This window comes from Acutalibacter sp. 1XD8-36 (genome assembly GCF_009917525.1).
GTDB lineage: Bacteria > Bacillota > Clostridia > Oscillospirales > Acutalibacteraceae > Acutalibacter.
In genome coordinates this window covers 320,307-344,946 of sequence record NZ_QZDU01000002.1, presented here as the reverse complement: position 1 = coordinate 344,946, position 24,640 = coordinate 320,307, and the positions used below count along the sequence as shown (strand labels likewise).

Here is a 24,640-nt window from a genome sequence, read left to right as displayed (position 1 = left end):
GTGCCTCCTGTTTATCGTAGTGTACAGCTGTTCCCGTCCCAGGAGAACACGCTGTTATAGAATGCTGTCATGCCGTCTACCATGTGCTTTAGGTCCTCACGCCCCGCCGTCTCATAGGGGGAGTGCATGGCAAGCTGGGCCAGGCCGATGTCCACGGTGGGGATAGCTACCTGGGAGCCGGAGATAAGGCCCAGGGTCCCGCCGCCGGGGGTGGAGGAGTTGTTGTAGTAGTCCTGGGTGGGCACGTTTGCTTTTTCACAGATGCGCTTAAAGAGGGCGGCGGTAGAGGCGTCCGTGGCGTACCTTGTGCTGTGCTTCACAACTATGCCGCCGTTCATCCAGCACTTGCTGGTGGGGTCTGCCTTGTCGGGGTAGTTGGGGTGTACGGAGTGGGCGTTGTCTGCGGAGAGCAGCATACCGTTCTGTATGGCAAGGCTGCGGGCTTCGCTGTCCTTTCCCGCCCACCGGCATATCCTGTCTATTACGTCGCTGAGCATGGTGGAGCCCGCCCCCTGGCGGGTCATGCTGCCGGTCTCCTCGTTGTCGAAGACTGCGCATATCATGCAGTTCTCGGGGTTATCGCTTTGCAGGAAGGCGGTTACCGCTGAGAAGGAACACTCCAGGTCGTCCAGCCTCGGCGCGGAGATAAACTCATTTTGGGCGCCGAAGACCGTCCCCCTGGTGCGGCTGTAGAGGTACAGGTCGTGGGAGAGTATGTCCTCCTTCTTCACCCCTATAAGCTCGCTGAGCATAGAGAGCAGGTCGGCGCCCTTGCTGCCGAACAGGGGCAGAGTGTCCCGCTGGGGGTCAAGTTTAGCGCCGTTATTGGCCTCGCGGTTCATGTGTATGGCAAGGCTGGGGATAGTGAGAAGGTCCTTTGCCAGGTTTACAAGCTGCATACGCACGCCGTCCTCAGTGCGTATGCCCAGCCTGCCGGCCACAGACAGGGGCCTGTCCAGCCAGAGGTTTAGTATGGTGCCCCCATATACCTCGGTGTTGAGCTTTGTGTAGTGCCCGCCGCAGTCCATCTCGGGAGAGCCCTTCACCTTGAAGCAGGGGGAATCCCCGTGGGGAGCCGCCACTGAGAAGGCATAAAAGTCTTTCTTGGGCACCCGGAAGGCGATTATCGAGCTCTGGCTCCGGGTGGTAAAGTATCCGTGTCCCTCGCTGAGCTCCCAGGCCCCGGACTCAGACAGCTCGGTGAAACCCGCGTTCAGAAGCATAGCTCTCACGGCGTTGACAGTGTGCAGGGATGTGGGACTGCTCTCGATAAAGTCGAAAAGCCTGCCTGTAAGCTGGTCGGTCATAATTAATTACCCCTTTTCCAAAAAATATAGTAGCTTTATAATAGCATGATAAAAAACTGGGCATTTGATACTTTATGGGTAACAGGGCCCACAGTTTTAAACCCGCAGCGCTCATACACCCGCCTGGCCCGGATATTGAACCCGGCGACTGTCAGCCTGACTGTACAGACCCCAAGCTCCTCCCGGGCAAGCTTTATCCCGCACTGCACAAAGGGCTCGCCGAAGCCCAGCCCGCATAGGTCGGGCCTTAGCCCCAGGCCAATGTCCAGGGGGCCGTCAGGGTATGCGCCCTCCTCGACAGTTGGTATCCTGGCCCCGGCCCCGAACTGGTAGAAGCCCGCAAGCTCCCGGGCGCTGTTTAAAAGGGCATAGGAGCTGCCGTCCAGCAGCTCGTCTATGGGGCTGCCCTCATCCCAGTTATAGACGGCGTACTCCCCCGGGTACTCCCAGGCGGTTATCTTCGCCGCAAGCTCCCCGGTCATGGGCACAATGCCGAATATCCGTCCCTTTCTCCCCCTCACAGGCTCTCCCTCCTCACTGAAATTCCGGTATATATTCCGCTCCCATAGCCTTTCTGGACTGTACAAAGCCCTCAAGCCCCAGCTCAAAGAGCGCGTCCTGTACCTTCAAAAGCTCCCGCCTGGTGACCGTCCTCGAGAGCTCCGGGTAATTCTCTATTCCCTCCTTCGCCTCGCCCCAGGGGGTGTACTGGGCCATAAGGCTCACAGGTATGCCGGGGAACTCTCTGGCTATAAGCTCCAGGGCGGCTATGGAATTTTTGGTGTGCCCGGGCAGGATAAGGTGCCGAATCAGCACGCCTTTTATCATCATCCCATCGCCGTCATACTCCGGGGGGCCGGCCTGCCGTACCATTTCATGTATGGCACTGACAGCCGTCCCGGGATAATCCGGGGCATTTGAGAGGTCTTCCCCGAGCTTTGTTTGGGCGTACTTGAAGTCGGGAAGATATATGTCCACAAGACCCTCCAGGCTTTGAAGGCTCTCCTTACGCTCGTACCCCGAGGAATTATACACCACCGGCACCGGCAGCTTTCTCATCATAAGCGCCTCCCGCACCCCGGGTATAAACTGTGTAGCGGTCACAAGGTTTATATTATGGGCGCCGCCGTCTATCAGGTCAAAGAAAATATCGCTGAGCTCCCGGGGGGTCACGGCCCGGCCCGGAGTCCTGCCGCGGCTGATACTGTAGTTCTGGCAGTACCTGCACCACAGCGGGCAGCCGGTAAAAAACACTGTCCCTGAGCCGTTTTTGCCGCTGATGGGCGGCTCCTCCCAGAAGTGCAGCGCCGCCCGGGCTATACGCATTTCACCGGCGCTGTGGCAGGGGGTGCTGCCGTCCCTCACAGCCCCGCACATCCTTGGGCACAGCTTACATATCATGAGTTTATTGCCAGCATAGCGCAGTTGCTCCCCCGCTGGCCCCGGGTCTTGCGGTGGGAGAAAACCAGGTCGCTGTTCTCCATGGTGCATACCCCGCCCACGGTGATATGCTCCGGCAGGACTCCCGCGGACAGGAGGGACTGGCGGCAGCACTCCCACAAATCAACATGGTACTTCACCCCGCCGTCGCCGGGCAGCTCCGTGGGGCCTGTTACAAATTCCCCGGAATTGGGCAGCTGCAAGAACTCCTTCGCAACAGGGGCGTCCACCTCGAAGCAGTCCCTGCAGATAGAGGGGCCTATAGCCGTTATGAGCTTCTTTGGGTTTGAGCGGAACTCCTCAGCCATGCGCTCAGCCATCACCCTGGGCATACCCGCCGCGGCTCCCCGCCACCCGGCGTGGGCAAGGCCTATGGCCCGGTGCTCCGGGTCGATGAAGTATACCGGCACGCAGTCGGCGGCAAATACCACCAGGGTCACCCCGGGCACGTCTGTACACAGGCCGTCTGCGCTGTCGCAGTCGTTGGGCGTCCAGATTCCGATGCCCCGCTCATTTTCCCCCACACGGCGTATGTCGGTCCTGTGCACCTGGCAGCCGCAGACCATGCTCTCTGAATCAAAGCCGGCGGCCTTGGCAAAGCGGCGGTAATTCTCCTCCACGTTTCCGTCCGAATCTCCCCTGCCATACCCCAGGTTCATTGAGGCAAATTCTTTACCGCTTACCCCGCCTATCCTGGTGGAAAAAGCATGGGTCACAAAGTTAATCTCGCTGAGGGCGGGGAAGCGCAGCACCCCCACGCCGTTATTTATTTCAAGCTGCATATTGTCTATTTCCCCGGGCTCGGCCCGCCGGGGCTTTTCTATTACAGGCATTGGGACGGCTTTTTTACTCACGACTATCCCCTCGTATTTCTCTTTTATTATTACCCTCCCCGAGAAGCGCAGCCCGCAGTCACGGCAGCGGAACTCGGAGATAAAGGCCCGGTTATGCTGGTGCCAGCGGCAGGTGCGGGAGCTTCCCCCTCCGCAGGCCGGACAGTGGAGCCGAAGGTGCTCCGGGCGCACCCGGGAGTCCTTCAGATCCCGCACATAGCTTGTGCGGAAGGTCATGCGCCGGTAGAAGCTCTCGCCGCAGGACTGGATGAACGGCCCCGGGTCCATCCGGTCCCGGACCCGGCGGAGTATTTCAAGGGCTATCCTGCTGTCGTCCAGGGCCCGGTGCTGGGAGAGCTCCGAAAGGTCTATCCCCAGAAGCTCCGCCGCCTTTTCAAGGCCAGTCTGCTCGTTGGTGCCCAGGCCCAAGGCCTCCTGAGCGTAGCGCTGCAGGTCGCAGTATTCCGTTAAGAAAGGGACCTGCATGCTGCCGCTGAAGTATTTGCAGTTTTCTATCAGGGCCAGAATGTCTGAATGGCCCCAGGTCATTAGAACACAGCCCCCGAGCCAGCGCTTGAAGCGGCTCACGGCGTTCATGAAGGGTATGCCGTCAGATGAGAGCTCCTCCTCGGTAATGCTTGTAAGGTCCGCCACCACCGGGTTTAGGTGCTTGCCCACCTGGGGGCGCACAAAGCAGGTGAAGGTGCCTATGGGCTCAAGGTCCGGCCCGCATTTCACCGCGCCGAACTCGATTATCTCGTTGATATAACCCTTAAGCCTGCGGCTGTATGCCGCGTTCCACTCAAGGTCCAGAATAGCGATATTTATATCAGGCACCTCCTTTGGTGGCATATGGTCAGCCGGACTTTTTGCGGCTCTGCTGTTTCATCCTCTGCTCATGTGAGAGCACGGCCTTTCTCATGCGCACGCTCTTGGGCGTGACCTCCACGTACTCATCCTCGCTGATGAACTCAAGGCACTGCTCCAGGCTCAGCACCGAGTGGGGCGTAAGCCTCAATGCCTCGTCCGACGACGACGAGCGGGTATTAGTGGCGTGCTTTTTCTTGCACACGTTTACAACTAAATCCTCGGCCTTAGGGCTGGCCCCGACTATCATGCCCTCGTAAACCTCGACCCCGGGCCCGATAAAGAGCCTGCCCCGGTCCTGGGTGTTAAACAGGCCGTAGGCCGTGGACTCCCCGGTCTCAAAGGCTATGATAGAGCCCTGCTGCCGCTGGGAGATATCCCCCTTATAGGGCTCGTAGCCGTCGAAGACATGGTTCATAATGCCGTTGCCGTTGGTGTCCGTGAGGAACTCGGAGCGGTAGCCCATCAATCCCCTGGCGGGTATCCTGAACTCCATATGGGTGATTCCGGTCTCCCTGGTGCCCATGTTCACAAGCTCAGCCTTTCTTGAGCCTATCTTCTCCATAACGGCCCCAACATAGCTGTCCGGGGTCTCTATCATAAGGAGCTCCATGGGCTCGAGTTTTTTGCCGTCCTTTTCCTTGTATATGACCGTGGGGGGCGAGACCTGGAACTCATAGCCCTGGCGGCGCATCTGCTCTATTAGTATAGAGAGGTGTAGCTCCCCGCGGCCCGAGACCTTGAAGGTGTCCATGCTGTCTGTCTCCTCAACGCGCATGGCTACGTTTGTCTCCACCTCCTTAAAGAGCCGGTCGCGAAGGTTTCGGGAGGTTACGAATTTGCCCTCCCGCCCGGCGAAGGGGGAGTCGTTGACCTTAAAGAGCATGGAGACCGTGGGCTCGTCTATCTTCACAAAGGGAAGAGGGTCGATATTGTCGGTGTCACAGGCGGTCTGTCCGATGTTAAGGTCCGTTATGCCGGAGACTGCTATTATGTCCCCAAGTCTGGCGCTCTCGGCCTCAACCCTTTTAAGGCCCTCAAACTGGTAGAGCTTTGATATCTTGGCGTTCTTATGGCCCTCCTCGCCGCCACCGCATATAGCAACCTGCTGGCCTGCCTTTATCTCTCCCCTCTCAACCCGGCCTATACCTATGCGGCCCACATATTCGTCGTAGTCGATGTTGGAGAAGAGCACCTGGGTGGGGCCCTCAAGGTCGCCGCTGGGGGCGGGGACCTCGCTGAGTATCATCTCAAAAAGGGGCTTCATATCTGTGCCGGGGACCTCCGGGTCCAGCGTGGCGTAGCCGTCCCTTGCGGAGCAGTAAGCCACCGGGAACTCCAGCTGGTCGTCGTTTGCGCCAAGCTCTATAAATAAATCCAGCACCTCGTCCACCACCTCGGCGGGCCGGGCTCCGGGCCGGTCTATTTTGTTCAGGACCACAATGGGCTTTTTTCCAAGGCCTAAGGCCTTCTTCAGCACAAAGCGGGTCTGGGGCATACAGCCCTCGAAGGCGTCCACCAAGAGCAGCACGCCGTCCACCATCATCAGTACCCGCTCCACCTCGCCGCCAAAGTCCGCATGGCCTGGGGTGTCCACAATATTTATCTTGGTATCTCCGTATTTCACCGCGGTATTCTTCGAGAGGATTGTAATGCCCCGCTCCCGCTCAAGGTCCCCCGAGTCCATGACCCGTTCCGCTACGGCCTCATTTACGCGGAAGATACCGCTCTGCCGCAGCAGCTGGTCCACCAAAGTGGTCTTTCCATGGTCAACGTGGGCGATGATAGCCACGTTGCGCAGGTCTTCTCTTATTCCCATTTTCTATCCTTTCCTTTCAGCTGCTTATCTGAATTTATTATACGACTTATTATTATAGCACAATTCAGGGGATTTGAAAAGCCCTCTTTTGCGCAGGGATATAGTGCGGCAGCAGGCCATATCTGTAAACATCATGGAGTAAAATGGGCAGTAAATAAAAAGACAGGGCGTGGAAGATAAGGCTTCCGTGGCCCTGTCTTTAGTAAGCTTAAAGACGGTTATATTAACTTATTTTGTTTACAAAATACCAGAGGGGTTCACATTCTGGTCGCGCTGTCCAGCAGCTCCCTGACCTCCCGCGCCGTCTCAAGCCTCCCGGCAGCTTCCGAAAGGCTGTCGGCCTCGGCCTTAGTCCACAGGGAGACGGTCTTGCGCACCCTGGGCACGGCTCCTGAGGGAATGCTGAAGCTGGCAATGCCATAGGACATATAGAGGGGGACAAGGCGGGGGTCCGAGGCGGTCTCGCCACAGACACATACGGGGGTGCCGGTGGCGCTGCCGCACTGGATTATATGCCGCAGGGCCCGCAGCACCGCCGGATGGAAGGGGTCGTATAGGTTGCTCACAGAGGGGTTGCCCCGGTCGCATGCCATGATATAGCCCACCAAATCGTTGGTGCCGATACTCATGAACGTCGTTTCCCGGGAGAGATGGTCGGCTATGAAGGCGGCAGAGGGGGTCTCTATCATCACACCAACCGGCAGGTTCTCGGCACAGGCCTTGCCCTCGTTTATCAGCTGCTCCCGGGCCTTTTCAAGAAGCTGGCGGCAGGCGCGCAGCTCGGCAAGGGAGGATATCATGGGGAACATTACACGCAGGTCCCGGCCCTCCCCGGCGCCGGCCCGCAGAAGGGCCCGCAGCTGGGTCAGAAACACATCGGGATTCTGGAGGCACCAGCGCACGCCCCTAAGCCCGAGAAAGGGATTCTCCTCCTTATAGACATCAAGGCAGGGAACATTCTTGTCGCCGCCGATGTCCAGGGTGCGTATGACCACCTGCCTGCCTGCGGCGCCATCCAGGGCCTGTGAGTAGGCCGTGGCCTGCTCCTCCTCGCTGGGGGGAGAGCTGCGGTTCATGAAAAGATATTCGGTGCGGAACAGGCCAACTCCTTCGCCACCGGACTCAATGGCCCCGCCTGCGGCACAGGGCATACTTATATTGCAGTACAGCGGGTACTCCAGCCCGTCGGCAGAGATGGTGTGGCGGTCCCGGAAGTGCTCCATGCAGCGGCGCTCCTCAAGCTGGGCTTCGCGCTTCTGCCAGTATTCTGCTATTACCTTCTCCCCGGGTGATGATATGACCTCCCCCCGGGAGCCGTCCACAATGACGAAATCCCCGGAGGAGAGCTTATCCGCGGCTCCCCGGACTCCGCAGACCGCCGGAAGGCCCATAGTCCGGGCCAGTATGCTGGCGTGTGAGGCGGGACCGCCTTTTTCAAGTACCAGCCCCACTATACGCTCGGTGTCAAGGTCCGCCATGGCGGAGGGGCTTAGCTCCTCTGCTACAAGTATGGAGCCCTTTGGGGCGTCCTTTATGGCGGTATCCTTAACCCCCAGCAGCAGGTGCATAAGGGCGTTGCGCACGTCCCGGATGTCCTCGGCCCTAAGGCGGGTTAGCTCGTCGTGGGAGTCCGAGAACATGGCTATGTACATATCGCACACCCGGTTAAGAGCACCCTCGGCGCTGAGTCCGGACTCTATGAGCTCACAGACCTGGCTGTTCATCTCCGGGTCGTTGGCGATACCGATATGAGTCTCAAGTATTTTTGAGTCCTCAGAGCTGGGGGAGCGCTGCTGCAGGTGGCGCATACGGCTGGCGGTATTGGCGCAGAAGGCCGCGACGGCTTTGGTGAAGCGGCCGGTTTCGTGCTGAGGGTCCACGGCGCGGTTTTCGTTGAATACCAGGGCATGGGCCCTGATGAGCAGTACCTTGCCAAGGCCTATGCCGTCGGATACGGCGATGCCTTGCAGCATAAGTTACACCTCACCTTCGGTTATAGATATTGGGGATGATTATTCCATATTATAATTATAATATGGAGATATCAGAAAATCAAGGCCGGTTTTTCATAAGTTTTCTATTTTTTCCTGGGCTTTAAGCACCGGCCCGGGCTGAGAGGAGGTCAGGCTGTAGAGGCAGGCGGCGGCTACGGCGAAGTATATTGTCACGTTGGGCCGGCGCAGCACGTTGCCGGATATTTGGGCGGCTATCATGGCAAGCAGGAAGCACATGCCGACAGCCCCTGTCTCCAGGGTGAGGAAATCCCTAAGTCCTCTCCAGAAGGCCCTGAGCCAGCGGGGGGCTATGCCGGAGCTATTTTCCCGCTCTAAAGTGCCGGCCCGCTGTATATTGCCTGCAAGGGCCCGGAATACCTCGTAGAAGAACAGGGCGAAGATGAGCATATAAAGCACTATGCCGATATAGCCGACACTGTAGAAAACTCCCGGGAAGTCGTTCTCAAGGTCATAGATACTGTCGCCCAGAAGGAAGTCGCTGTACTCAAAGCCCAGAAAGTGGGTGAGAATGTCTTTTTCGTGCCAGACAAGCTGGGCATAATTGAGCTTTACTTGCCGGGTATTCGAGAGGACCGCCGGGGAGTCGGTATAGTCAAAGAACTCCATGACATTGTACATGCCGAAGCGGGCGTTGAGCTCGCTGGTGCGGAAGCCGTATACGCCGGTGTCGGAGTAGATGGGCAGCACCGTACGGCGCAGGTTTTCAAGCTGGCGCTCCGATGAAATCTTCGCGGTGACGCCGCCCTGATGTATCAGGTCCAGGGTCTCCTGGTCAGCGCCGGAGTTTTCCAGGCTGTCGGCTATCATATTGCCGTAGATATTCTGGGAGTAGGCCGTCATATTGTTGCGCACGACCATGGGGGATTTACCCCTGAATACAACTGTCAGAAGGAGCACGGCGAATATGGGCAGGGTGTATTTGAGCACATAGCTTCTGGGTTTTCTTCCAATCCTAAGCAGGAACAGAAAAATATATGCGCCGCCTATGATAAATATTGAGTAAAAATCCAGCTTTGTACCGGTGACGAACATCAAGGCTACTGGCAGGAATACCCCCAGGAGATATACAGGATATTTCCCGCTCTTATAGGCCGCAAATATTGAGAGGGGAGCGGTGAGGACAATAATGGCGCTCTGGGCGCTGGGGATGAGGAACCATCCCAGGACCCCGACCTCTATCTTCTCATAGGTGTGGATGGGGTGCCCGGTGAGCCAGGGCAGGGCTGTGAAGAGGATTATCTCCAGGAAGGCTATAAAGATTCCCAGATAGAATACCCTGCGCAGCTGAGGGCGGCCCTTTAGCACGGTTATGAAGGTGAGAGCATATAGGGGGAAGTTCAGAAGGCGCAGAAGGTTCCCGGTGTCGGAGACCGGGGAGATATATCCTATCCTGAAGCAGTTGAGCATATGTGCCGCCCAGAAGACTGCTATGGCGGCATAGAGTATGAGGTATGCCCGCTTATGGTCTGTGAGCAGGAGGCCCAGAAGGGCCACCAGAGCCAGCAGGCCGAAGCGCAGGAGGGTGGTTATGGCGGTGAGGCCGTACTGGGCGGCAAAGTATGAGGCCACGTCCATGGCGGGCTGTGCTACCATCAGCGCCAGTACCATGCCGGAGAGCTTATCTTCCAAGAAATCCTTTATTTTCTGCAACTGGGGAACCTCCTTATTTCACAGGACGTTGTTTTATAGTCAGGCCCCTGCGCCGCTCAAAGCGTGCGTGGAGCTTGGTACTCGTATGGATGAGCAGGTAGAGCTGGGCCGCTGCCAGGGAGATATAGACGGTAACGCTGGGCTTGCGCAGGACTTGGCCTGAGAACTGGGCCGCGCCTAGCCCCAGGACCATTATCATGGACCAGGCGCCCAAGGGGACCGTAAGTACATCCGGCAGCTGGCGGATGTTTTTGATACAGTGCCATGCAGCAGCTGCCAGGAAGTACCCGGCAAAGCATACATAGAGCCCGCAGCCCAGATAGCCGCAGTAAAACAGCAGGGCGGGGAAGTCGTTTTCAGGGTCGTAGTTGGTGCCGTTAAGATGGACGGAGGAGGCCTCGAAGCCCAGGAGCCTGGTGAGGAAATCCCCCTCCTCCCATAAGAGGGAGGTGACCTTTAGCTTCTTCACCCGCACGTCATACAGTACAGAGGCCTTTGTGGTATAGTTATAGCTTTTCATGACCCTATCAGTGCCGAAGCGGTCTAAAAGGTCCCCAAGGAGGGGCTTCTGCGCGAAGCTCTGGCGGCTGTATACATCCTCATACACCCTGGTGATTTTATCCAGTATCTCGGGGGGCACATCGCCGCCGCTGTACTGGTAGTCTTTGTCATCCCCCATTATCTCGTCGGTGGGCTCCTGGTAGAGGTCAAAGGAGTCCTGGCTGAGGCTCTGTCGGTACTCCATTATTGATATATCTTTGAAGCCTATAAACAGGGCGATTATAACAATAAGTGGGATACAGCAAAGCCGCCCCCTGCCGCCGGATATGAGTGTCAGAACAATAAGGCCCAGGGCCATTATTATGGCGGAGTAGTAGGCAAGGCGGGTGCCGGTGAGGTATAATAGCCCGAAGCCCGGCAGGCATACGACGCAGAACAGCCATAGGCGCTCCTGACAGTATGCCCAGAGCAGCGCCCCCAGCACGAGTATTGAGACAATGGCGCTCTGACTGTTGGGTATGGCAAACCACCCCAGCACCCCGACCTGCACATCCCGGGAGGGGATGGCATAGGTGTAGGCGGGCATACCTACAGCGTAGGATATGAGTATCACTAATAGTACCGTAAGAAGGTTCGCCGCCAGAAAACCCGCAGCCCTCATATCAAGACCTTCACGGTTTTGGAGCAGGGTTATAAAAGCGAGGGTCCATAATGGGAACTGTATGAGCTTAAAATACTCCGCAATATCGCCCATTGGGTCCTTGTAGCCCAGGCGCAGGCAGTTGAGGGCATGGAGGAGCCAGAAGGCCCCGATTACCGCAAAGCAGGCTATATATGCCTTTCTGTGTCTGGATATGGCAAAGCCCAGCAGCGTTACGGCTACCAGCATTGCCATACGCAGGGAGGTGGTTATGGCTGTGCTGCCGTAGTGCTGCATGAAGTAGCTGAGCACATCCAGTGGCGGCTGTATTAGAAGTACCGCGGCCATAATCTCGCCGCAGCGTGGGGTGAGACGGCTGCGTAACAGTGAAGATTCCATTTTCAGTTTCCTTATGTTTTTTTGAGTATTTGGAGACATTATAACATATTTTCCGACGCGGCACAAGAAAAAATACAGAAAGGCCGGCACTAAAAAGTGCCAGCCTTTCGTAAGGTATAAATTGATTTTTTAGAAATTGCCGCCGGTCATGTCCTCCACAATGAGGTTGCGGGGGGAGTTGTCAGCGGGCGCGGCCTTGGGAGCCGTTGCGGGAGTTGCAGCCGCTGCTGCGGGGGCAGGCTCGACCGGATGGGGATTATCCCGCCAGTCGAAGAACTTGCCGGCTACCTGGGGGAACAGAGCATAGCTCAGGTAGTCCTCCTCACAGTGGCCTATGCCCTTTTCCTTGCACTCAGCGCGCAGGGTCTCCATCTCGGGCTTCAGCAGGTCGGCGGGACGGCAGGTGATTACCTCGTCGTTGCCGATACACTTCTTGCGAACCTCCTCGTTCACAGTGCCGGGCAGGTTGCCGTACTCGCCGCGGAGCAGGCCCTTACTCTCCTTGGAGACCATCTTATAACGCTCGCCGGAGAGCACGTTCAGCACCGCCTGGGAGCCCACTATCTGGCTGGTGGGGGTAACCAGGGGCGGGAAGCCGAAGTCCTCGCGAACGCGCGGAACCTCCTCAAGCACCTGATAGTACTTATCCTCGGCGTTGGCCTGCTTGAGCTGGGAGATAAGGTTACTGAGCATTCCGCCGGGCACCTGGTACAGCAGAGTGTTCACGTCTACCTTCAGGACCTTGGGGTTGATGTCCAGCTTCCCGGCCACATCCCTGAAGTGGGCGGCGGCCTCGGAGAGCTTGTTCATGTCAAGGCCGGTATCGCGGCTGGTGCCCTGAAGGGTGGCGACCATGGCCTCGGTAGCGGGCTGGGAGGTGCCGTTCGCCAGGGGCGACAGGGCGCAGTCCACTATATCGACCCCGGCCTGGGCAGCCATGAGGTTGGTCATGTCGCCGGTGCCGGTGGTGTTGTGGGTGTGCAGGTGAATGGGCACGCCCACGTTCTCTTTAAGCTTCTTAACCAGGGAGTAGGCGTCGTAGGGCAGCAGAAGGTTTGCCATGTCCTTAATGCAGATGGAGTCGGCGCCCATCTTCTCAAGCTCCATGCTGAGCTTCACAAAGTAGTCCTCGCTGTGTACAGGGCTCTTTGTGTAGCTTATTGCGACCTCTGCGAAGCCGCCGTATTCTTTTACGAACTTTACAGCAGCCTGTACGTTCCTGGGGTCGTTCAGCGCGTCGAAAATACGCACAACGTCAATGCCGTTTTCAAGGGACTTCTTTACGAAGGCCTCCACCACGTCATCGGCGTAGTGGCGGTAGCCCAGAAGGTTCTGGCCGCGAAGGAGCATCTGCAGCTTGGTGTTGGGCAGGCCCTTCTTCAGGGTGCGCAGGCGCTCCCAGGGATCTTCGTTCAGAAAGCGCATACACACGTCAAAGGTCGCGCCGCCCCAGCACTCCAGGGACCAGTAACCAATGCTGTCAAGCAGGGGCAGCACAGGAACCATGTCCTCCAGCTTCATGCGGGTGGCCGCCTGAGACTGGTGGGCGTCGCGCAGGATGGTATCCATTATCTTTAGGGGATTTTTAGCCATAGTTTAGTATCCTCCTTTTTAACCGCCGAACAGGGACATCAGTACGCCCGCAGCAACAGCCGAGCCGATAACGCCGGCCACGTTGGGGCCCATTGCGTGCATCAGCAGGAAGTTGGAGGGGTCCTCCTTCTGGCCTACTACCTGGGACACGCGGGCCGCCATGGGAACGGCAGACACGCCTGCGGAGCCGATCAGGGGGTTGACCTTCTCCTTCGAGAACACGTTCATCAGCTTTGCCAGTAGCACGCCGCCGGCAGAGCCCATGCCAAAGGCCACGATGCCCATTGCCAGGATAGACAGGGTGCTCAGATTCAGGAAGTTCTCTGCGGTGGCGGTTGCGCCCACGGAGATGCCCAGGAAGATGGTGACGATGTTCATCAGCTCGTTCTGGGCGGTCTTATTAAGGCGCTCCACAACTCCGCTCTCCTTCATCAGGTTGCCAAGCATAAGGCAGCCCACCAGCGGGGCGGCAGAGGGCAGCATGAAAGATACGAAGATAGTGACGACAATGGGGAACAGGATCTTCTCGGTCTTTGAAACCGGACGAAGCTGCTTCATCTTTATCTTGCGCTCCTCAGAGGTGGTCAGAGCCTTCATGATGGGAGGCTGGATGACCGGCACCAGGGCCATGTAGCTGTATGCAGCCACGGCGATGGGGCCAAGGAGGTGGGGGGCAAGGTTGGCGGTGGTGTAGATGGCTGTGGGGCCGTCGGCGCCGCCGATTATGCCGATAGACGCGGACTCAGGGCCGGTAAAGCCCAGCAGGTTTGCGCCGATGTAGGTCACGAAAATGCCCAGCTGGGCGGCTGCGCCCAGAAGCAGGGTCTTGGGGTTGGCGATAAGGGGGGCAAAGTCTGTGCCCGCGCCCACGCCTATGAAGATAAGGCAGGGATAAATGCCCAGCTTTACGCCCAGGTACAGGTAGTCCAGAAGGCCGCCGTGGCCGGTGCCGAGCTCAGCCCAGTTGATATGGCCGTCGGCAAAGAACTCGGCGTGGTACATCCCCGCGCCGGGCAGGTTTGTCAGCAGCATGCCGAAGGCGATGGGCAAGAGCAGCAGCGGCTCGAATTTCTTCACTATAGCCAGGTACAGCAGCACGCAGGAAACGAGTATCATCACAAGGTCCAGCGGCTCGCTTGCTACCTTGGCAAAGCCGGTGCTCTGCAGGAAAGTTTGTATTGCTTCCATAGGTTACACTCCTTTTATTTTTTGGGTAGCTTTAAGTGAAAATAATTTCGCTTAGGCTATTGTGCAAAGAAGTGTGCCGGACTCGACAGCGGCGCCCTTGGAGACGGCGACGCTTGTGACAGTGCCGTCCTTGGGAGCCATTATCTCGTTCTCCATCTTCATGGCCTCGAGAATCATCAGCACGTCCCCGGACTTCACAGCCTGGCCGGCGGCTACCTTAACGTCAAGGATGGTGCCGGGCATGGGGGCGTTTACAGGCTCGCCGGAGCCGGAGGCTGCAGGGGCAGCGGGGGCCGGGGCGGGCGCTGGAGCCGGGGCAGGAGCGGCAGCAGGGGCGGCGCCGCCCTGGATCTCCTCGACAGTTACTTCGTAAGCGGTGCCGTTTACGTTCACGTTATATTTTCTCATAATTCGTATTTTCCTTTCTGGTTTTATCCGGGCATTGTTTTACTCACAGCTTGCGTATGGAGTGGATCTTGATATGGTCCACACTGCCGCCCATATCCTCGGCAATGGCGGCGGAAACAGCCGCGACCAGCTGCTGCTTATTGGGCTGGGGAGCAGCATTAGCCACGGTTGGAGCTGCCACAGCAGGAGCTGCCGCGGGGGCCGGGGCTGGTTTGCTGGCGCCTGCCATAATGGCGCCCATGATCTTGATGATGATGATAAGGCAGATAAGCACCACGAATACCGTGATGAGGCCCATGGCGACGACCTGCAGGAAGCTGGGCTCAGCCATGGCTGCTAACAGCATCAAAGAGTCCATTAAGTTCGTACCTCCTTTCTCCTGTGGGATTATGAAAAGGGTGAGACTAAAACTTATCAAAGACTTTGAAAAACGCCATTCTCCCGCATTTTATCAAAATCACCTAAATGATACCACGAGCCGGACGATTTGACAAGCCCCTCATTCATATTTTTTTAAAAAAATACCGAAGAAAAATTTACAGGGGCCGGATAAGCCCTGCCGCCCGCTCCCTTGAGGACTCATAGCCGTACCTGTCGATCAGGTACGGCTTTGTGGGGCGCTCCGGGTTTTCCTCCGCGGGGGTCAAATCGTATTTCAATATAACTATATTATCTTCAGTATTATAGTCCTTGAAGCCCATGGACCTGAAGAAGGCCAGCGCCCCGGGATCGTCCCTGTCTACCCGGGCAAGGGCCCGCCTGCGGCTGCCCGCTTCCATCATGTCCCGCATAAGGGACCAGAGGGCTGTGCCCACCCCCCGGCGCAGGTAGTCCGGGCGCACGTAGATCTGGAACTCCACTGAAAACAGATTTTTAGGGTCGTCGCGGTCCTCCATAAGATGGCAAAAGCCAACGGTCTGGCAGTCGACCTCTGCAAGCAGCCAGCCTAGGCCGTAGGTATACTTATCTATTCTTTGTATATAGTCCTGAAGCTCCGGCGGCTCCTTTTCAGGGGCCTTGGGCGTGCCGGTATATGGGGTGTAGACCTTCAGCATGGATGGGCCGTCCCACTCGTTTACCCGGCGTACTGCTTTCAGTGCCATTTGATTTGTCCTCCCGGAATTTTTATTTATTTAGGCGCATGATATTGGGCTCCTCCAGATAGAAAAGACCCTTGGAGCGCCGGCTGTCGTCGAAAGAGTTATTGTACTGCAAAATGGAATATTCCCGCAGCTTCTTTGACACCGCCGGGGGCTTATAGCCGCCGGAGACGTAGAAATCCCCCAGGCTGTCCATAACGCCGATATCGGTCACAACGGGTATATCCTTTCTCAGCTGCTCAAGATAGTTGGTATAGGGCGTGCCCTCAATATCCGCCGCCCGCAGGAGCAGCCCGGAGAGATAGTTGAGGCTTACGGCCTCTATCTCCTGGCCCTCCAGGGGGTAATTGGCCCAGATGAAGAAGGGGACCCGGTACATGTCCGTAAAGACATTATATCCCTTGAGCACGGCCTGATTAAAGCCGTCCTCAAGCTTGGGCCAGTGGTCCCCGAAGAACAGGACTACCACAGGCTCATCGATATCCTCAAAATAGTCCAGAAGATATTGTATTGCCTCGTCGGACTTTTTAGTAAGGCTCAGATACTGCTCCGCCCGGGGCCAGCGCCCCTCCCTGCCCTCCACCTGCACGGTGGTCTCATAGTTCTCGTCCTCGTAGCCGCCGTGGTTTTGGATAGTCACGTTAAAGAGGAACAGGGGGGTGTCCCCCAGGGCCCGCCAGTATTCATACTCATATATGAGCTGTTCATAGCAGGAGCGGTCGCTGGTGAGCCGGTGCTCGAAGCTGCGGGGCACGTCGAAGATAGTGGCGTCCATAAACTCGTCAAAGCCCAGGTGGGGATAGGCGTCTATGCGCTCCCAGGCCTTGCGGTCGCCGGGATGTATGGCTACAGTATGGTAGCCGCGGCTCTTTAATATATGGGCGAGGCTCTGCTGAGGGGCGTCTATATACTGCTGGTAGGGCTTGCTGCCCGAGGGCAGGAAGGCCATGGAGTTTCCAGTGAGGAACTCGTACTCGCTGTTGCAGGTATTGCCGCCGTACACAGAGGAATAGGCCGTGCCCCAGATGATATCCCCGCTGTTTTGCAGCCTATGTATATTGGGCATATTGTCCTGGGAGAACTCCAGGGTGCCAAAGGAGTCGAAGTCGGTCATGGACTCGTTCATAATGGCAATGACCGTGGGGGTTTCACCCGGCTGGCCAAGGGGCGCGGGAGTTGGTATCCGCTCCAGCTCCTGGGAGAGGTTTGTCATGGCCCGGTTTGAATAGCCGTCGGGGACGTCCACCGTCATGTACTGGGCGTTGGCAAAGAAGCTGGCGGCTATGCCTATAAGCTCGGAGCTGCCCTTCTGGTTCCAGGCCCACACAGAGATATCCAAATATGACAGGCCGTTCAGAGGGAAAAGTGTGATGGCTAAAAGGACCGAGATGGACATTGCCGTCAGCCGTTCGGCAATATGGAAGCGCTTGGAGGCATGGGGCGTGTCCTGCGGGGCTATCTTCACGCAGAGTATTACCGTGCAGAGATAGCACAGCGCCGCCACGGCCATTTTCCTGGTGGGCACATACTCATAGCCACCGGAGACCGTGAGGGCCGTGCCGAAGGAGGTGAAGTCCCAGGGGAGAATGGGCTGGCCCCTGAACTGCACAACAAAATAGTTTGCAATACCAAAGGTCAGGGAGGCTGCCCCGCCTATGGCTACCGCCGCCCAGGGCCTTCTGGTGAGGGCATAGGCCAGGGCGAAGACCAGCAGGTAGCAGAGATAGTTTGCAAACCACCTGCGCCCGCTGAACTGCCAGAGCTTGGTGCCGTTTATGGTGTCCACCGCCACAAAGGAGCCCAGGGGCAGCAGCAGAATCATAAACCAGGCTATGCCCTGCCTTGCCGCCCCGGGCAGGCTGAACTCCAGAAAGCAGGCCCCGGCGGCCCCGGCGCTCAGCCCGCTGAAGGCCAGCACGTACCACCAGCAGATTCCCTGCTGACCCGCAGTATTTTTCCCAAAGGCCAGAGGCCATTCCAAGATAAAAAAGACTGCCGAAGCCAATAGTACCGCCCCGGCAGCAAAGAAATTACCACGGCTAAGACTCAGCCGCAGGAAGCGCTTTTCTTTCATAGGGCAATTTCTCCGTTATTTTTTGAAGTAAGTGACGATTGCGTCCGCTATCCTCTTGCTTGCACAGCCGTCCCCATAGGGATTGCTGGCCCGGGCCATGCGCTCGTACTCGTTTTGGTCCGTCAGCAGTTCCTTCACCATGCTGTAGATGGTCTCCTCGTCCGTCCCGGCGAGCTTTAAGGTGCCGGCAGCTACGCCCTCGGGCCGCTCGGTGGTGTCCCTAAGCACTATCACCGGCTTGTGGAGAGACGGCGCCTCCTCCTGTATGCCCCCGCTGTCGGTAAGTATCAGGTGTGACCGGGCCAGTAGGTTGTGGAACTCCACCACCTCCATGGGCTCGCAGAGCCGCACCCGGTCAAAGCCTCCCAGCTCCTCGTTGGCCGCCTGCTGCACCAGGGGGTTCAGGTGCACAGGGTATATGGCCTTGGTGTCGGGAAACTCCTCCATGACCCGGCGGATGGCCCGGAACATACGGTGCATGGGCTCGCCCAGGTTTTCCCTGCGGTGGGCGGTTATTACTATCAGCCGTGAGCCGTCCGCCCATTGGAGAACCGGGTCCTTGAAATCCTCCCTCACCGTTGTCTGCAAAGCGTCTATAGCCGTGTTGCCGGTGACGACGATGGACTGGGGGGCCTTGCCCTCAGAGAGCAGGTTTTGGCGGCTGAGCTCAGTGGGCGCGAAATGCAGGTCGGTGACGCAGCCCACAAACTGCCTGTTCATCTCCTCGGGGTAGGGGGAGTACTTGTCGCGGGTCCTGAGCCCCGCCTCCACATGCCCAACGGCTGTCTGGCAGTAGTAGGCCGCCAGGGCCCCGGCAAAGGTAGTGGTGGTGTCCCCGTGGACCAGTACCATGTCTGGCTTCTCCTCATTTATCACGGCCTCAAGCCCCTTGAGCACCCGGGCGGTGATGTCGGAGAGGGTCTGTCCTGGCTTCATAATGTCCAAATCATGCTCGGGCACGATTGAGAAGGCCGAAAGCACCTGGTCCAGCATCTGCCGGTGCTGGGCGGTGACGCAGACGACAGTTTCAAACTCCGGCCTGGAGCGCAGCTCCTTTACCAGTGGGGCCATCTTTATGGTCTCAGGGCGGGTGCCGAAGACGAGCATTACTTTTATTTTATTCATACTGTCCTCCTTTAGAACTGGGGTCATTTCCCGGTAAACCGGGTTTTGCGCACTTCCCGCAGGAATTTTACGTTATTGTTCCAGAAGCGCCCAAGGCGCTGGGGCTCCCGGGCGATACGGTAGAGCCACTCAGTGTTTGTCTTTACAAAGACCTGGGGGGCGCGCTTCTTGCTGCCGCTGAGCACGTCAAAGGAGCCTCCCACGCCCACCAGCACGCCCTTTGTGAACTTGGGCAGGTGCCGGTATATCAGCAGCTCCTGGGCGGGCACACCCAGCCCCACCAGCACCAGGTCCGGCGCAAGGGAAGCTATCTCGTCGAAGATAATATCCTTGTCGCCGTCGTAGCCGTTATGGAAGCTGACGGTGATATCCGGATACTGGGACTTAAGCTTTTCAGCCAGGGCCGAGACGACCTCCTCCCGGGCCCCAAGGAGATAGACGCTCCTGCCGTTCTCCCCGGCGGCTTTTAAGAGGTGGGCGGCAAGGTCTACGCCGGTTATGCGCTCGGAGGCTTTCAGGCCCAATATTTCCATGGCCTTCACAACGCTGATACCGTCGGGGATTATTTCAGCGTCCGGAGAGAGCAGGAGCTTCTTTATCTTAGGGTCCCTGTCGGCGTGCATGATTATCTCCGGGTTTGCGGTGACGGTAAAGAGCCTGCCGCCGCCGAGCATAACCTTCCCGGCCCGCTCAAAATAGGACTGGGCCGTGCCGCCGTATATCCTTTTCAGATACTCATTTATCGCCATCTGCTTCCTCCCCCGGGGCGGGCTTCCTGTCCCGCTCCCTGTCGTTGTCAAAGTCGTAGAGCTCCTCCCTGCCAAAGGCCTCGGTGCTCTCTGAGGCCTTCAAGAACACTGTGATTGTCTGGAAAATGAGCTTGAAGTCCTGCCATATGCTGTAGTTTTCAATATACATCAGGTCCATGACCAGCTTGTCCTTGGGGGAGGTGTTATACTTGCCGGATATCTGGGCAAGGCCCGTGAGCCCCGCCTTCATGCGCAGGCGGTAGGAGAACTCCGGCAGTTCCTCGGTATATTTCTCCACATTCTCGAGCATCTCCGGCCTCGGGCCCACAACGGTCATGTCGCCGACTAAAATATTCAGCAGCTGGGGCAGCTCGTCTATGCGGAACTTGCGCAGGACCTTACCGACCCTTGTGATTCGGTCGTCGTTCTCGGTGACGGACTTATTGATGGAGTTTGCCTCCTTCATGGTGCGGAACTTGTACACCTCGAAAACCCTGCCGTATTTTGTCAGACGCTTCTGTTTATAGAAGACCTTCCCGCCGTCGTCCAGCTTGATGGCTATTGCACAGCCCAGCATGATAGGGCTTGTGAGCACAAGGCCGACGATTGAGACCGCAAGGTCCGTCAGGCGCTTCACAATGCGCTGCTCCATTGTCAGGTCCTTGGCGGTGTACATCACCATGGATTTGTCGTCCAGGGTCACGTATTTGGCCCCCTGGCTCACCACGTCTATGGTCTCGAAATTATAGTACAGGTTTTTCTGGGTCTGATAGCAGAAGGAGATAAGGTCGTTGCGCTCCTTGGCGGGCACGTCATAAAGGAATACCGTGTTGCTCCTTAGTATCACGTCCAGCACTTGAGGGTCGTTATAACGTATTATCTCGTCAATCTCATACTGCTTTTTAAAGCGCCTTATCTTCGGGATAATATTGCCAAGGCTATGCCTTGAGGAGGAAATGACACAGCACTTTTCAGGCGGCTCCAGGGAGAAGTACACATAGTTGCCAAAGTATGCAAAGAACACTATAACAAGTATCTGCAGGACTATCACCAGCAGAAGAAGGTGGGGGGTCTCATAGACAAAATGGTCGTTGTTCTTCTCGCTGGTGTTCATTATAGACAGCTGCAGGTGCGTCACAAGGTCCGTCATGATGGTGGCAAGGGCCATGGAGTGCACGATGGGCTTTGACTTCTGGGTGCCGATTGAGTAGCCGCCGTAGACGGACATGAGGGCTATGCCCAGCACCACGAAGGTCACCATGGTGACGCCGGTGGTGCGGGAGAGGTTAAAGAGCCAGGGGTTCTTTATGCCGAATATGCCGAAAAATATGCCGAAAAGCGAGGCAAACAGTGCCAGCTTCAGTACGAAGACAACGGTGCGCTTCAGCTTTTTTATCATGGTGTGCATAGTGTCACCTTCCAGGGGGACTAATCGTCCAAAATATTATTAACGGCTATTATACCACATATTGCCGGAAAATGCAAATAGCCCTAGCCCTCCCTCTCGAGCCAGTCCGCGGCCTGCTCTGCGGCGGTGCCGTTTTCCCTAATGCCGAGCTCCTTGCAGAAGCGCTCTGTACGCTCCAGCTGGGCGGCCTCGTCATAGCTGAGAATGACTGACTCAAGGCTGTCGTTGGTCTCGGCCCGGGCAAAGGGGAGCAGGTCCAAATCAAAATAGAAATTGCGGTCGCCCCTATAGGCCTCCAAATCGTTGACATACAGGAAGCAGGGCCTGCCGGTGTTCATATAGTCGAACATCACCGAGGAGTAGTCGGTGATAAGCGCGCCGCAGGCAAGATATAGTTCCTGTATATCTGCATAGCCCGAGGCGTTCACCACATATTCCGGGTCAAGGGAGAGCTCCCCGGCCCTGGCGGCCAAATTGGGGTGGAGCTTTGCAAGTATCAGCCACTCCCCCCCAAAGCGCTCTCCGAGGGCTCTGCACACCCGGGCATAGTCCATGTCGTATGCTTCAAAGCCCATGTCCCTGCGGAAGGTGGGGGCATAGAGTGCCAGCCGCTTATTCCCGGGCAAATGCAGCAGCTCCCGCACCTTCTCCTCCACCGGCCCCGCCGGGCCGAAGAGCATATCGTTCCGGGGAAACCCGCACTCCAGCACAGGGCCATCATACCAGAAGGCCTTATGGTAGAGCTCTGTCAAAAAGGAGCTGTTTGAGAGGAACAGGTCGCATATCTTAGAGTCCAGCTTTGCCGCGAGCACATAGCTTCCGTCCAGAGCGTCTTCCGCGTCGGCCTCAATGCGCTTCAGGGGGAAGCCGTGCCAGGTCTGGATATATTTTGTGGCTCCGCGCTTTTTTGTATAGCCCCACTTGCGGGCGTTGTCCACCCAGGCGCAGGCGGTGCACTGGTGGTATATGGCCCGCAAGCTGTCGGATATAATAGGCGTGGCCCCCTCGGGAAGAGTTAAGGCGTCCTCCCCGGATTTCACGGTCCAGTATACCCGCCAGCCCCTTTTAAGAAGCTCGCTGCCTATGGCCCCGGGGCTGTCGGACCAGCCGCGCCCGTAGAAGCTCTGGCATACGGCTTTTTTCTTCTGCTTCGGCAGGAAGGATAGGGCCTGCCAGAGGGCGTTGCGTATAAGCTTTTTTACAATGCTCATATCCTACTCTCCTTCCCCTCGGGAGGCTGTTTCAAAAGCTTTCTATGGGTGAGTATTATCACAAGCCGGAACAGCAGGATGGAAAGCTCTGTCACAGAGGACAGTATACACAGGGCCGGCAGGCTGATACCAACTGTTTTATAGCATGTGAAAGCGCCGATAAGATAGATGACCGTGCCAAAGCCGGTGGAGATATTGGCGTATTTTGCAAGGCCCATTGCCCCCAGAGTGGGGTAGCCCAGCACATAGTTGGGGAAGGCGAACACGGCTACAGGTATCATTAGCCGCAGGGGGAACACCACGTTCACACCCTCGGGGCCGAGCCAAAGGGTGAGCAATGGCTCGGCAAATGCGAACACAAAGGCGCAGCCGGCTAAAATAACCGGGTAGACAAAGAGCATTGCCTTCTTTATTATGCCGAAATTCCTGTGCTTCATCATGTGTGGGTAAAGACTGTCCGCAATAGGCGACATGCCGTTGCGGGCGGCTATAATAACAGTGTCGGCGTTTGTATAGAGGCCGGTGGCTATGTCCGGGTTTGTGTACATATCAAGGCCAGAGCCGGGCATGACATGCTTTAGCAGCAGGCCGTTCAGATTGGAGTTTATGGACGCCGCCATGCGGGAGAGCAGGAACTGGGAGGAGTCCGCTATCTCTGTCCATATCTCCTTCAGCCTGACTCTTGTGAAGCCAATGCCCACCTTGCTGCGCAGGTGCCAGTATACAAAGGCCAGGGCCCCCAGGTTGCCTATGGCCGTACACAGGGGGGAGAGGTAGAAATCCTCGGGCTTCTGCACCAGCACGAAGACCAGGAGGGTGGACACAAACTTTATGGCAACGGCGCGTATGGTTATGGCGGACATCTGCTCAAGGCCCCTGTACATATAGTCGGGCAGCATAGTCGCCGCCACGCAGGACAGCAGGAAGAAGTAGTACGCCAGCACCTCCCCTGTGCCGGTGAGATTTGGCACAATGAAGAAGGTGAGCACAAGCGCGGATATTATGGTAAAGATGACCTTTGCCGCCACAACGCATGAGAGTATGCGGGAGAGCTCGTGCTTATTGTCACGCCTTGCAGAGACCTTGGCTGTGGCAGAGAGCAGGAAGCCGAAGTCCAGGAATATCAGGAAGAAGTTGGCGGCGTACTGGCCCGCCCCCAGCAGCCCTACCAGCTCCACGCCCAGCACTCGCATCTTATATCCCTGGGTGAGCATACCCAGGGCCATGTTGGAAAACTGGAGGATATAGAGCATTACCGTGTTCTCAAGCAGGCTGTGCCTCTGCCTGGACCGCCATTTTTCTTTTATATTCAAATGCTTTTCCCCCTTTACCCCTTCAGCCGGAAAGCCAGATTCAGGAGCCTGTAGTGCCTGTGCTCCGTGAGCCATAGGGCAAGCTTCCTTGAACGGCTAAGCCGCCCGAGGTACGGATTCCCCTTATATTCTGGGAAGCGCTTTTTAACGGACCCGGCGAATTCCATTAAAAGGGGATGCTTAGGGTCGGCCCGGGCTACTCTTACGGAAGCTGTCAGATACAGGTGAAAAAGGGTCAGATACTCCAGCTCCTGCCGGTATTCCTCAAAAAGGCCCTGTTCATTATACCAGCCCAGGATATCGTCAAAGGCGTCGATTATCTCCCGGTTCCTGTCAAGAGACATATTGTTCATAATAGACCCCTGGCGCTGTAAATAGTTATAGCCCACATAGCCGGTATACGCCACCGAGCCGCAGTAAGGCAGCAGCTTTGTGGTGGTACGGATATCCTCATACCAGACCCTTGGGGGGTACCGCACGCCGGTGCGCCTGAAGAGGTCGGTTTTATACAGCTTGGACCAGGCGCTGGGGGCTATCAGCAGTAAATCCCGGCGCTTATGGGGGTCCAGGGCTACCCCCTCGGGCAGGGACTCGAAGTGCTCCGAGATAGTCCCGCCCTGCTCGTCTACCGACTTAAAGGCAAAGAGGGACATATCGGCCCCGGTGCCTTCAGCCGTTTTAAGGGCCCGCTCAATGGTCTCGGGCTTCAGCCAGTCGTCGCTGTCCGGGAAGATTATCCACTCCCCCAGGGCGTTCTCGATTCCTGTATTCCTGGCCCCGCCAAGGCCTCTGTTTTCCTGATGAATGACTCTCACCCTTGAATCCCGCCCGGCTATCTTATCGCAGAGGGCCCCGCTGCCGTCGGTGGAGCCGTCGTCTATAAAAAGGAGCTCCAGGTCCCTCTCGGTCTGGGACAGTACGGACTCCGCGCATTTCTCAAGATATTTTTCCACATTGTATACTGGCACGGCTGCGGTAACCTTTGGCATGGCATGTCCTC

The 24,640-nt window shown here is 57.2% G+C and carries 20 protein-coding genes; all 20 read right to left on the bottom strand.

The annotated features are described in order from the left end of the window. Positions 1 to 11: 11 nt before the first annotated feature. The 20 genes from D5270_RS05170 to D5270_RS05075 all read right to left on the bottom strand — a co-directional run bounded on the left by D5270_RS05170 (position 12) and on the right by D5270_RS05075 (position 24,629). The gene (locus D5270_RS05170) at positions 12 to 1,307 is read right to left on the bottom strand and encodes a M18 family aminopeptidase (RefSeq protein ID WP_166543075.1); all 1,296 of its coding nucleotides are present in this window, start codon (positions 1,305 to 1,307) and stop codon (positions 12 to 14) included. A 35-nt stretch (positions 1,308 to 1,342) separates the two neighbouring features. Then, positions 1,343 to 1,828, bottom strand: a complete 486-nt coding sequence (locus D5270_RS05165; protein WP_166543074.1) for a GNAT family N-acetyltransferase — start codon at positions 1,826 to 1,828, stop codon at positions 1,343 to 1,345. A gap of 13 nt (positions 1,829 to 1,841) precedes the next feature. Next, on the bottom strand, positions 1,842 to 2,708 hold the full coding sequence (locus D5270_RS05160; RefSeq protein ID WP_166543073.1) for a radical SAM protein: 867 nt from the start codon (positions 2,706 to 2,708) through the stop codon (positions 1,842 to 1,844). Further along, entirely contained in the window at positions 2,705 to 4,432 is a 1,728-nt protein-coding gene (pgeF, locus tag D5270_RS05155) for a peptidoglycan editing factor PgeF (RefSeq protein ID WP_166543072.1), read from the bottom strand. The genes D5270_RS05160 and pgeF overlap by 4 nt, the downstream gene beginning before the upstream one ends. 4 nt (positions 4,433 to 4,436) lie before the next feature. Further along, entirely contained in the window at positions 4,437 to 6,266 is a 1,830-nt protein-coding gene (gene typA / locus D5270_RS05150; protein ID WP_166543071.1) for a translational GTPase TypA, read from the bottom strand. 257 nt (positions 6,267 to 6,523) lie between these two features. Further along, positions 6,524 to 8,239, bottom strand: coding sequence for a phosphoenolpyruvate--protein phosphotransferase (ptsP, locus tag D5270_RS05145; RefSeq protein ID WP_166543070.1), 1,716 nt, complete (start codon positions 8,237 to 8,239; stop codon positions 6,524 to 6,526). 93 nt (positions 8,240 to 8,332) lie between these two features. Then, positions 8,333 to 9,931, bottom strand: coding sequence for an O-antigen ligase family protein (locus D5270_RS05140; protein WP_166543069.1), 1,599 nt, complete (start codon positions 9,929 to 9,931; stop codon positions 8,333 to 8,335). A 13-nt stretch (positions 9,932 to 9,944) separates the two neighbouring features. Beyond that, positions 9,945 to 11,471 (bottom strand): O-antigen ligase family protein, encoded by a 1,527-nt coding sequence (locus D5270_RS05135; RefSeq protein ID WP_166543068.1) that lies wholly within the window; start codon positions 11,469 to 11,471, stop codon positions 9,945 to 9,947. A 129-nt stretch (positions 11,472 to 11,600) separates the two neighbouring features. Continuing rightward, a complete protein-coding gene (locus D5270_RS05130; RefSeq protein WP_166543067.1) occupies positions 11,601 to 13,064 on the bottom strand; it encodes a pyruvate carboxylase subunit B in 1,464 nt (487 codons plus the stop codon). A gap of 18 nt (positions 13,065 to 13,082) precedes the next feature. Then, entirely contained in the window at positions 13,083 to 14,252 is a 1,170-nt protein-coding gene (locus D5270_RS05125) for a sodium ion-translocating decarboxylase subunit beta (RefSeq protein WP_161472023.1), read from the bottom strand. A gap of 51 nt (positions 14,253 to 14,303) precedes the next feature. Next, complete coding sequence (locus D5270_RS05120) at positions 14,304 to 14,660, bottom strand: biotin/lipoyl-containing protein (RefSeq protein ID WP_161472024.1); 357 nt, start codon at positions 14,658 to 14,660, stop codon at positions 14,304 to 14,306. Between the two features lie 43 nt (positions 14,661 to 14,703). Next, complete coding sequence (locus tag D5270_RS05115; RefSeq protein WP_161472025.1) at positions 14,704 to 15,018, bottom strand: OadG family transporter subunit; 315 nt, start codon at positions 15,016 to 15,018, stop codon at positions 14,704 to 14,706. Positions 15,019 to 15,196: 178 nt separating this feature from the next. Continuing rightward, a complete protein-coding gene (locus tag D5270_RS05110) occupies positions 15,197 to 15,763 on the bottom strand; it encodes a GNAT family N-acetyltransferase (RefSeq protein WP_161472026.1) in 567 nt (188 codons plus the stop codon). A gap of 22 nt (positions 15,764 to 15,785) precedes the next feature. After that, positions 15,786 to 17,834: an LTA synthase family protein gene (locus tag D5270_RS05105; protein ID WP_166543066.1), complete on the bottom strand. Its 2,049-nt coding sequence runs from the start codon at positions 17,832 to 17,834 to the stop codon at positions 15,786 to 15,788. A gap of 15 nt (positions 17,835 to 17,849) precedes the next feature. Further along, a complete protein-coding gene (wecB, locus tag D5270_RS05100) occupies positions 17,850 to 18,959 on the bottom strand; it encodes a non-hydrolyzing UDP-N-acetylglucosamine 2-epimerase (RefSeq protein ID WP_161472028.1) in 1,110 nt (369 codons plus the stop codon). A gap of 23 nt (positions 18,960 to 18,982) precedes the next feature. After that, positions 18,983 to 19,708 (bottom strand): WecB/TagA/CpsF family glycosyltransferase, encoded by a 726-nt coding sequence (locus D5270_RS05095; RefSeq protein WP_166543065.1) that lies wholly within the window; start codon positions 19,706 to 19,708, stop codon positions 18,983 to 18,985. Then, positions 19,695 to 21,116 (bottom strand): sugar transferase, encoded by a 1,422-nt coding sequence (locus D5270_RS05090; protein WP_166543064.1) that lies wholly within the window; start codon positions 21,114 to 21,116, stop codon positions 19,695 to 19,697. Before D5270_RS05090 ends, D5270_RS05095 begins: the two co-directional genes overlap by 14 nt. An 83-nt stretch (positions 21,117 to 21,199) precedes the next feature. Next, positions 21,200 to 22,327: a CDP-glycerol glycerophosphotransferase family protein gene (locus D5270_RS05085; protein WP_166543063.1), complete on the bottom strand. Its 1,128-nt coding sequence runs from the start codon at positions 22,325 to 22,327 to the stop codon at positions 21,200 to 21,202. Beyond that, on the bottom strand, positions 22,324 to 23,640 hold the full coding sequence (locus tag D5270_RS05080; RefSeq protein WP_166543062.1) for an oligosaccharide flippase family protein: 1,317 nt from the start codon (positions 23,638 to 23,640) through the stop codon (positions 22,324 to 22,326). Before D5270_RS05080 ends, D5270_RS05085 begins: the two co-directional genes overlap by 4 nt. A gap of 14 nt (positions 23,641 to 23,654) precedes the next feature. After that, entirely contained in the window at positions 23,655 to 24,629 is a 975-nt protein-coding gene (locus tag D5270_RS05075) for a glycosyltransferase family 2 protein (RefSeq protein WP_166543061.1), read from the bottom strand. Between the last annotated feature and the right edge of the window lie 11 nt (positions 24,630 to 24,640).

Excerpts from the sequence above, each read along its gene's own strand:
- D5270_RS05170 (WP_166543075.1), bottom strand. The coding sequence starts at position 1,307 with ATGACCGACCAGCTTACAGGCAGGCTTTTCGACTTTATCGAGAGCAGT.
- D5270_RS05160 (WP_166543073.1), bottom strand. The coding sequence starts at position 2,708 with ATGATATGTAAGCTGTGCCCAAGGATGTGCGGGGCTGTGAGGGACGGC.
- pgeF (WP_166543072.1), bottom strand. The coding sequence starts at position 4,432 with ATGCCACCAAAGGAGGTGCCTGATATAAATATCGCTATTCTGGACCTT.
- typA (WP_166543071.1), bottom strand. The coding sequence starts at position 6,266 with ATGGGAATAAGAGAAGACCTGCGCAACGTGGCTATCATCGCCCACGTT.
- ptsP (WP_166543070.1), bottom strand. The coding sequence starts at position 8,239 with ATGCTGCAAGGCATCGCCGTATCCGACGGCATAGGCCTTGGCAAGGTA.
- D5270_RS05135 (WP_166543068.1), bottom strand. The coding sequence starts at position 11,471 with ATGGAATCTTCACTGTTACGCAGCCGTCTCACCCCACGCTGCGGCGAG.
- D5270_RS05130 (WP_166543067.1), bottom strand. The coding sequence starts at position 13,064 with ATGGCTAAAAATCCCCTAAAGATAATGGATACCATCCTGCGCGACGCC.
- D5270_RS05125 (WP_161472023.1), bottom strand. The coding sequence starts at position 14,252 with ATGGAAGCAATACAAACTTTCCTGCAGAGCACCGGCTTTGCCAAGGTA.
- D5270_RS05120 (WP_161472024.1), bottom strand. The coding sequence starts at position 14,660 with ATGAGAAAATATAACGTGAACGTAAACGGCACCGCTTACGAAGTAACT.
- D5270_RS05115 (WP_161472025.1), bottom strand. The coding sequence starts at position 15,018 with ATGGACTCTTTGATGCTGTTAGCAGCCATGGCTGAGCCCAGCTTCCTG.
- D5270_RS05110 (WP_161472026.1), bottom strand. The coding sequence starts at position 15,763 with ATGGCACTGAAAGCAGTACGCCGGGTAAACGAGTGGGACGGCCCATCC.
- D5270_RS05105 (WP_166543066.1), bottom strand. The coding sequence starts at position 17,834 with ATGAAAGAAAAGCGCTTCCTGCGGCTGAGTCTTAGCCGTGGTAATTTC.
- wecB (WP_161472028.1), bottom strand. The coding sequence starts at position 18,959 with ATGAATAAAATAAAAGTAATGCTCGTCTTCGGCACCCGCCCTGAGACC.
- D5270_RS05095 (WP_166543065.1), bottom strand. The coding sequence starts at position 19,708 with ATGGCGATAAATGAGTATCTGAAAAGGATATACGGCGGCACGGCCCAG.
- D5270_RS05090 (WP_166543064.1), bottom strand. The coding sequence starts at position 21,116 with ATGCACACCATGATAAAAAAGCTGAAGCGCACCGTTGTCTTCGTACTG.
- D5270_RS05085 (WP_166543063.1), bottom strand. The coding sequence starts at position 22,327 with ATGAGCATTGTAAAAAAGCTTATACGCAACGCCCTCTGGCAGGCCCTA.
- D5270_RS05075 (WP_166543061.1), bottom strand. The coding sequence starts at position 24,629 with ATGCCAAAGGTTACCGCAGCCGTGCCAGTATACAATGTGGAAAAATAT.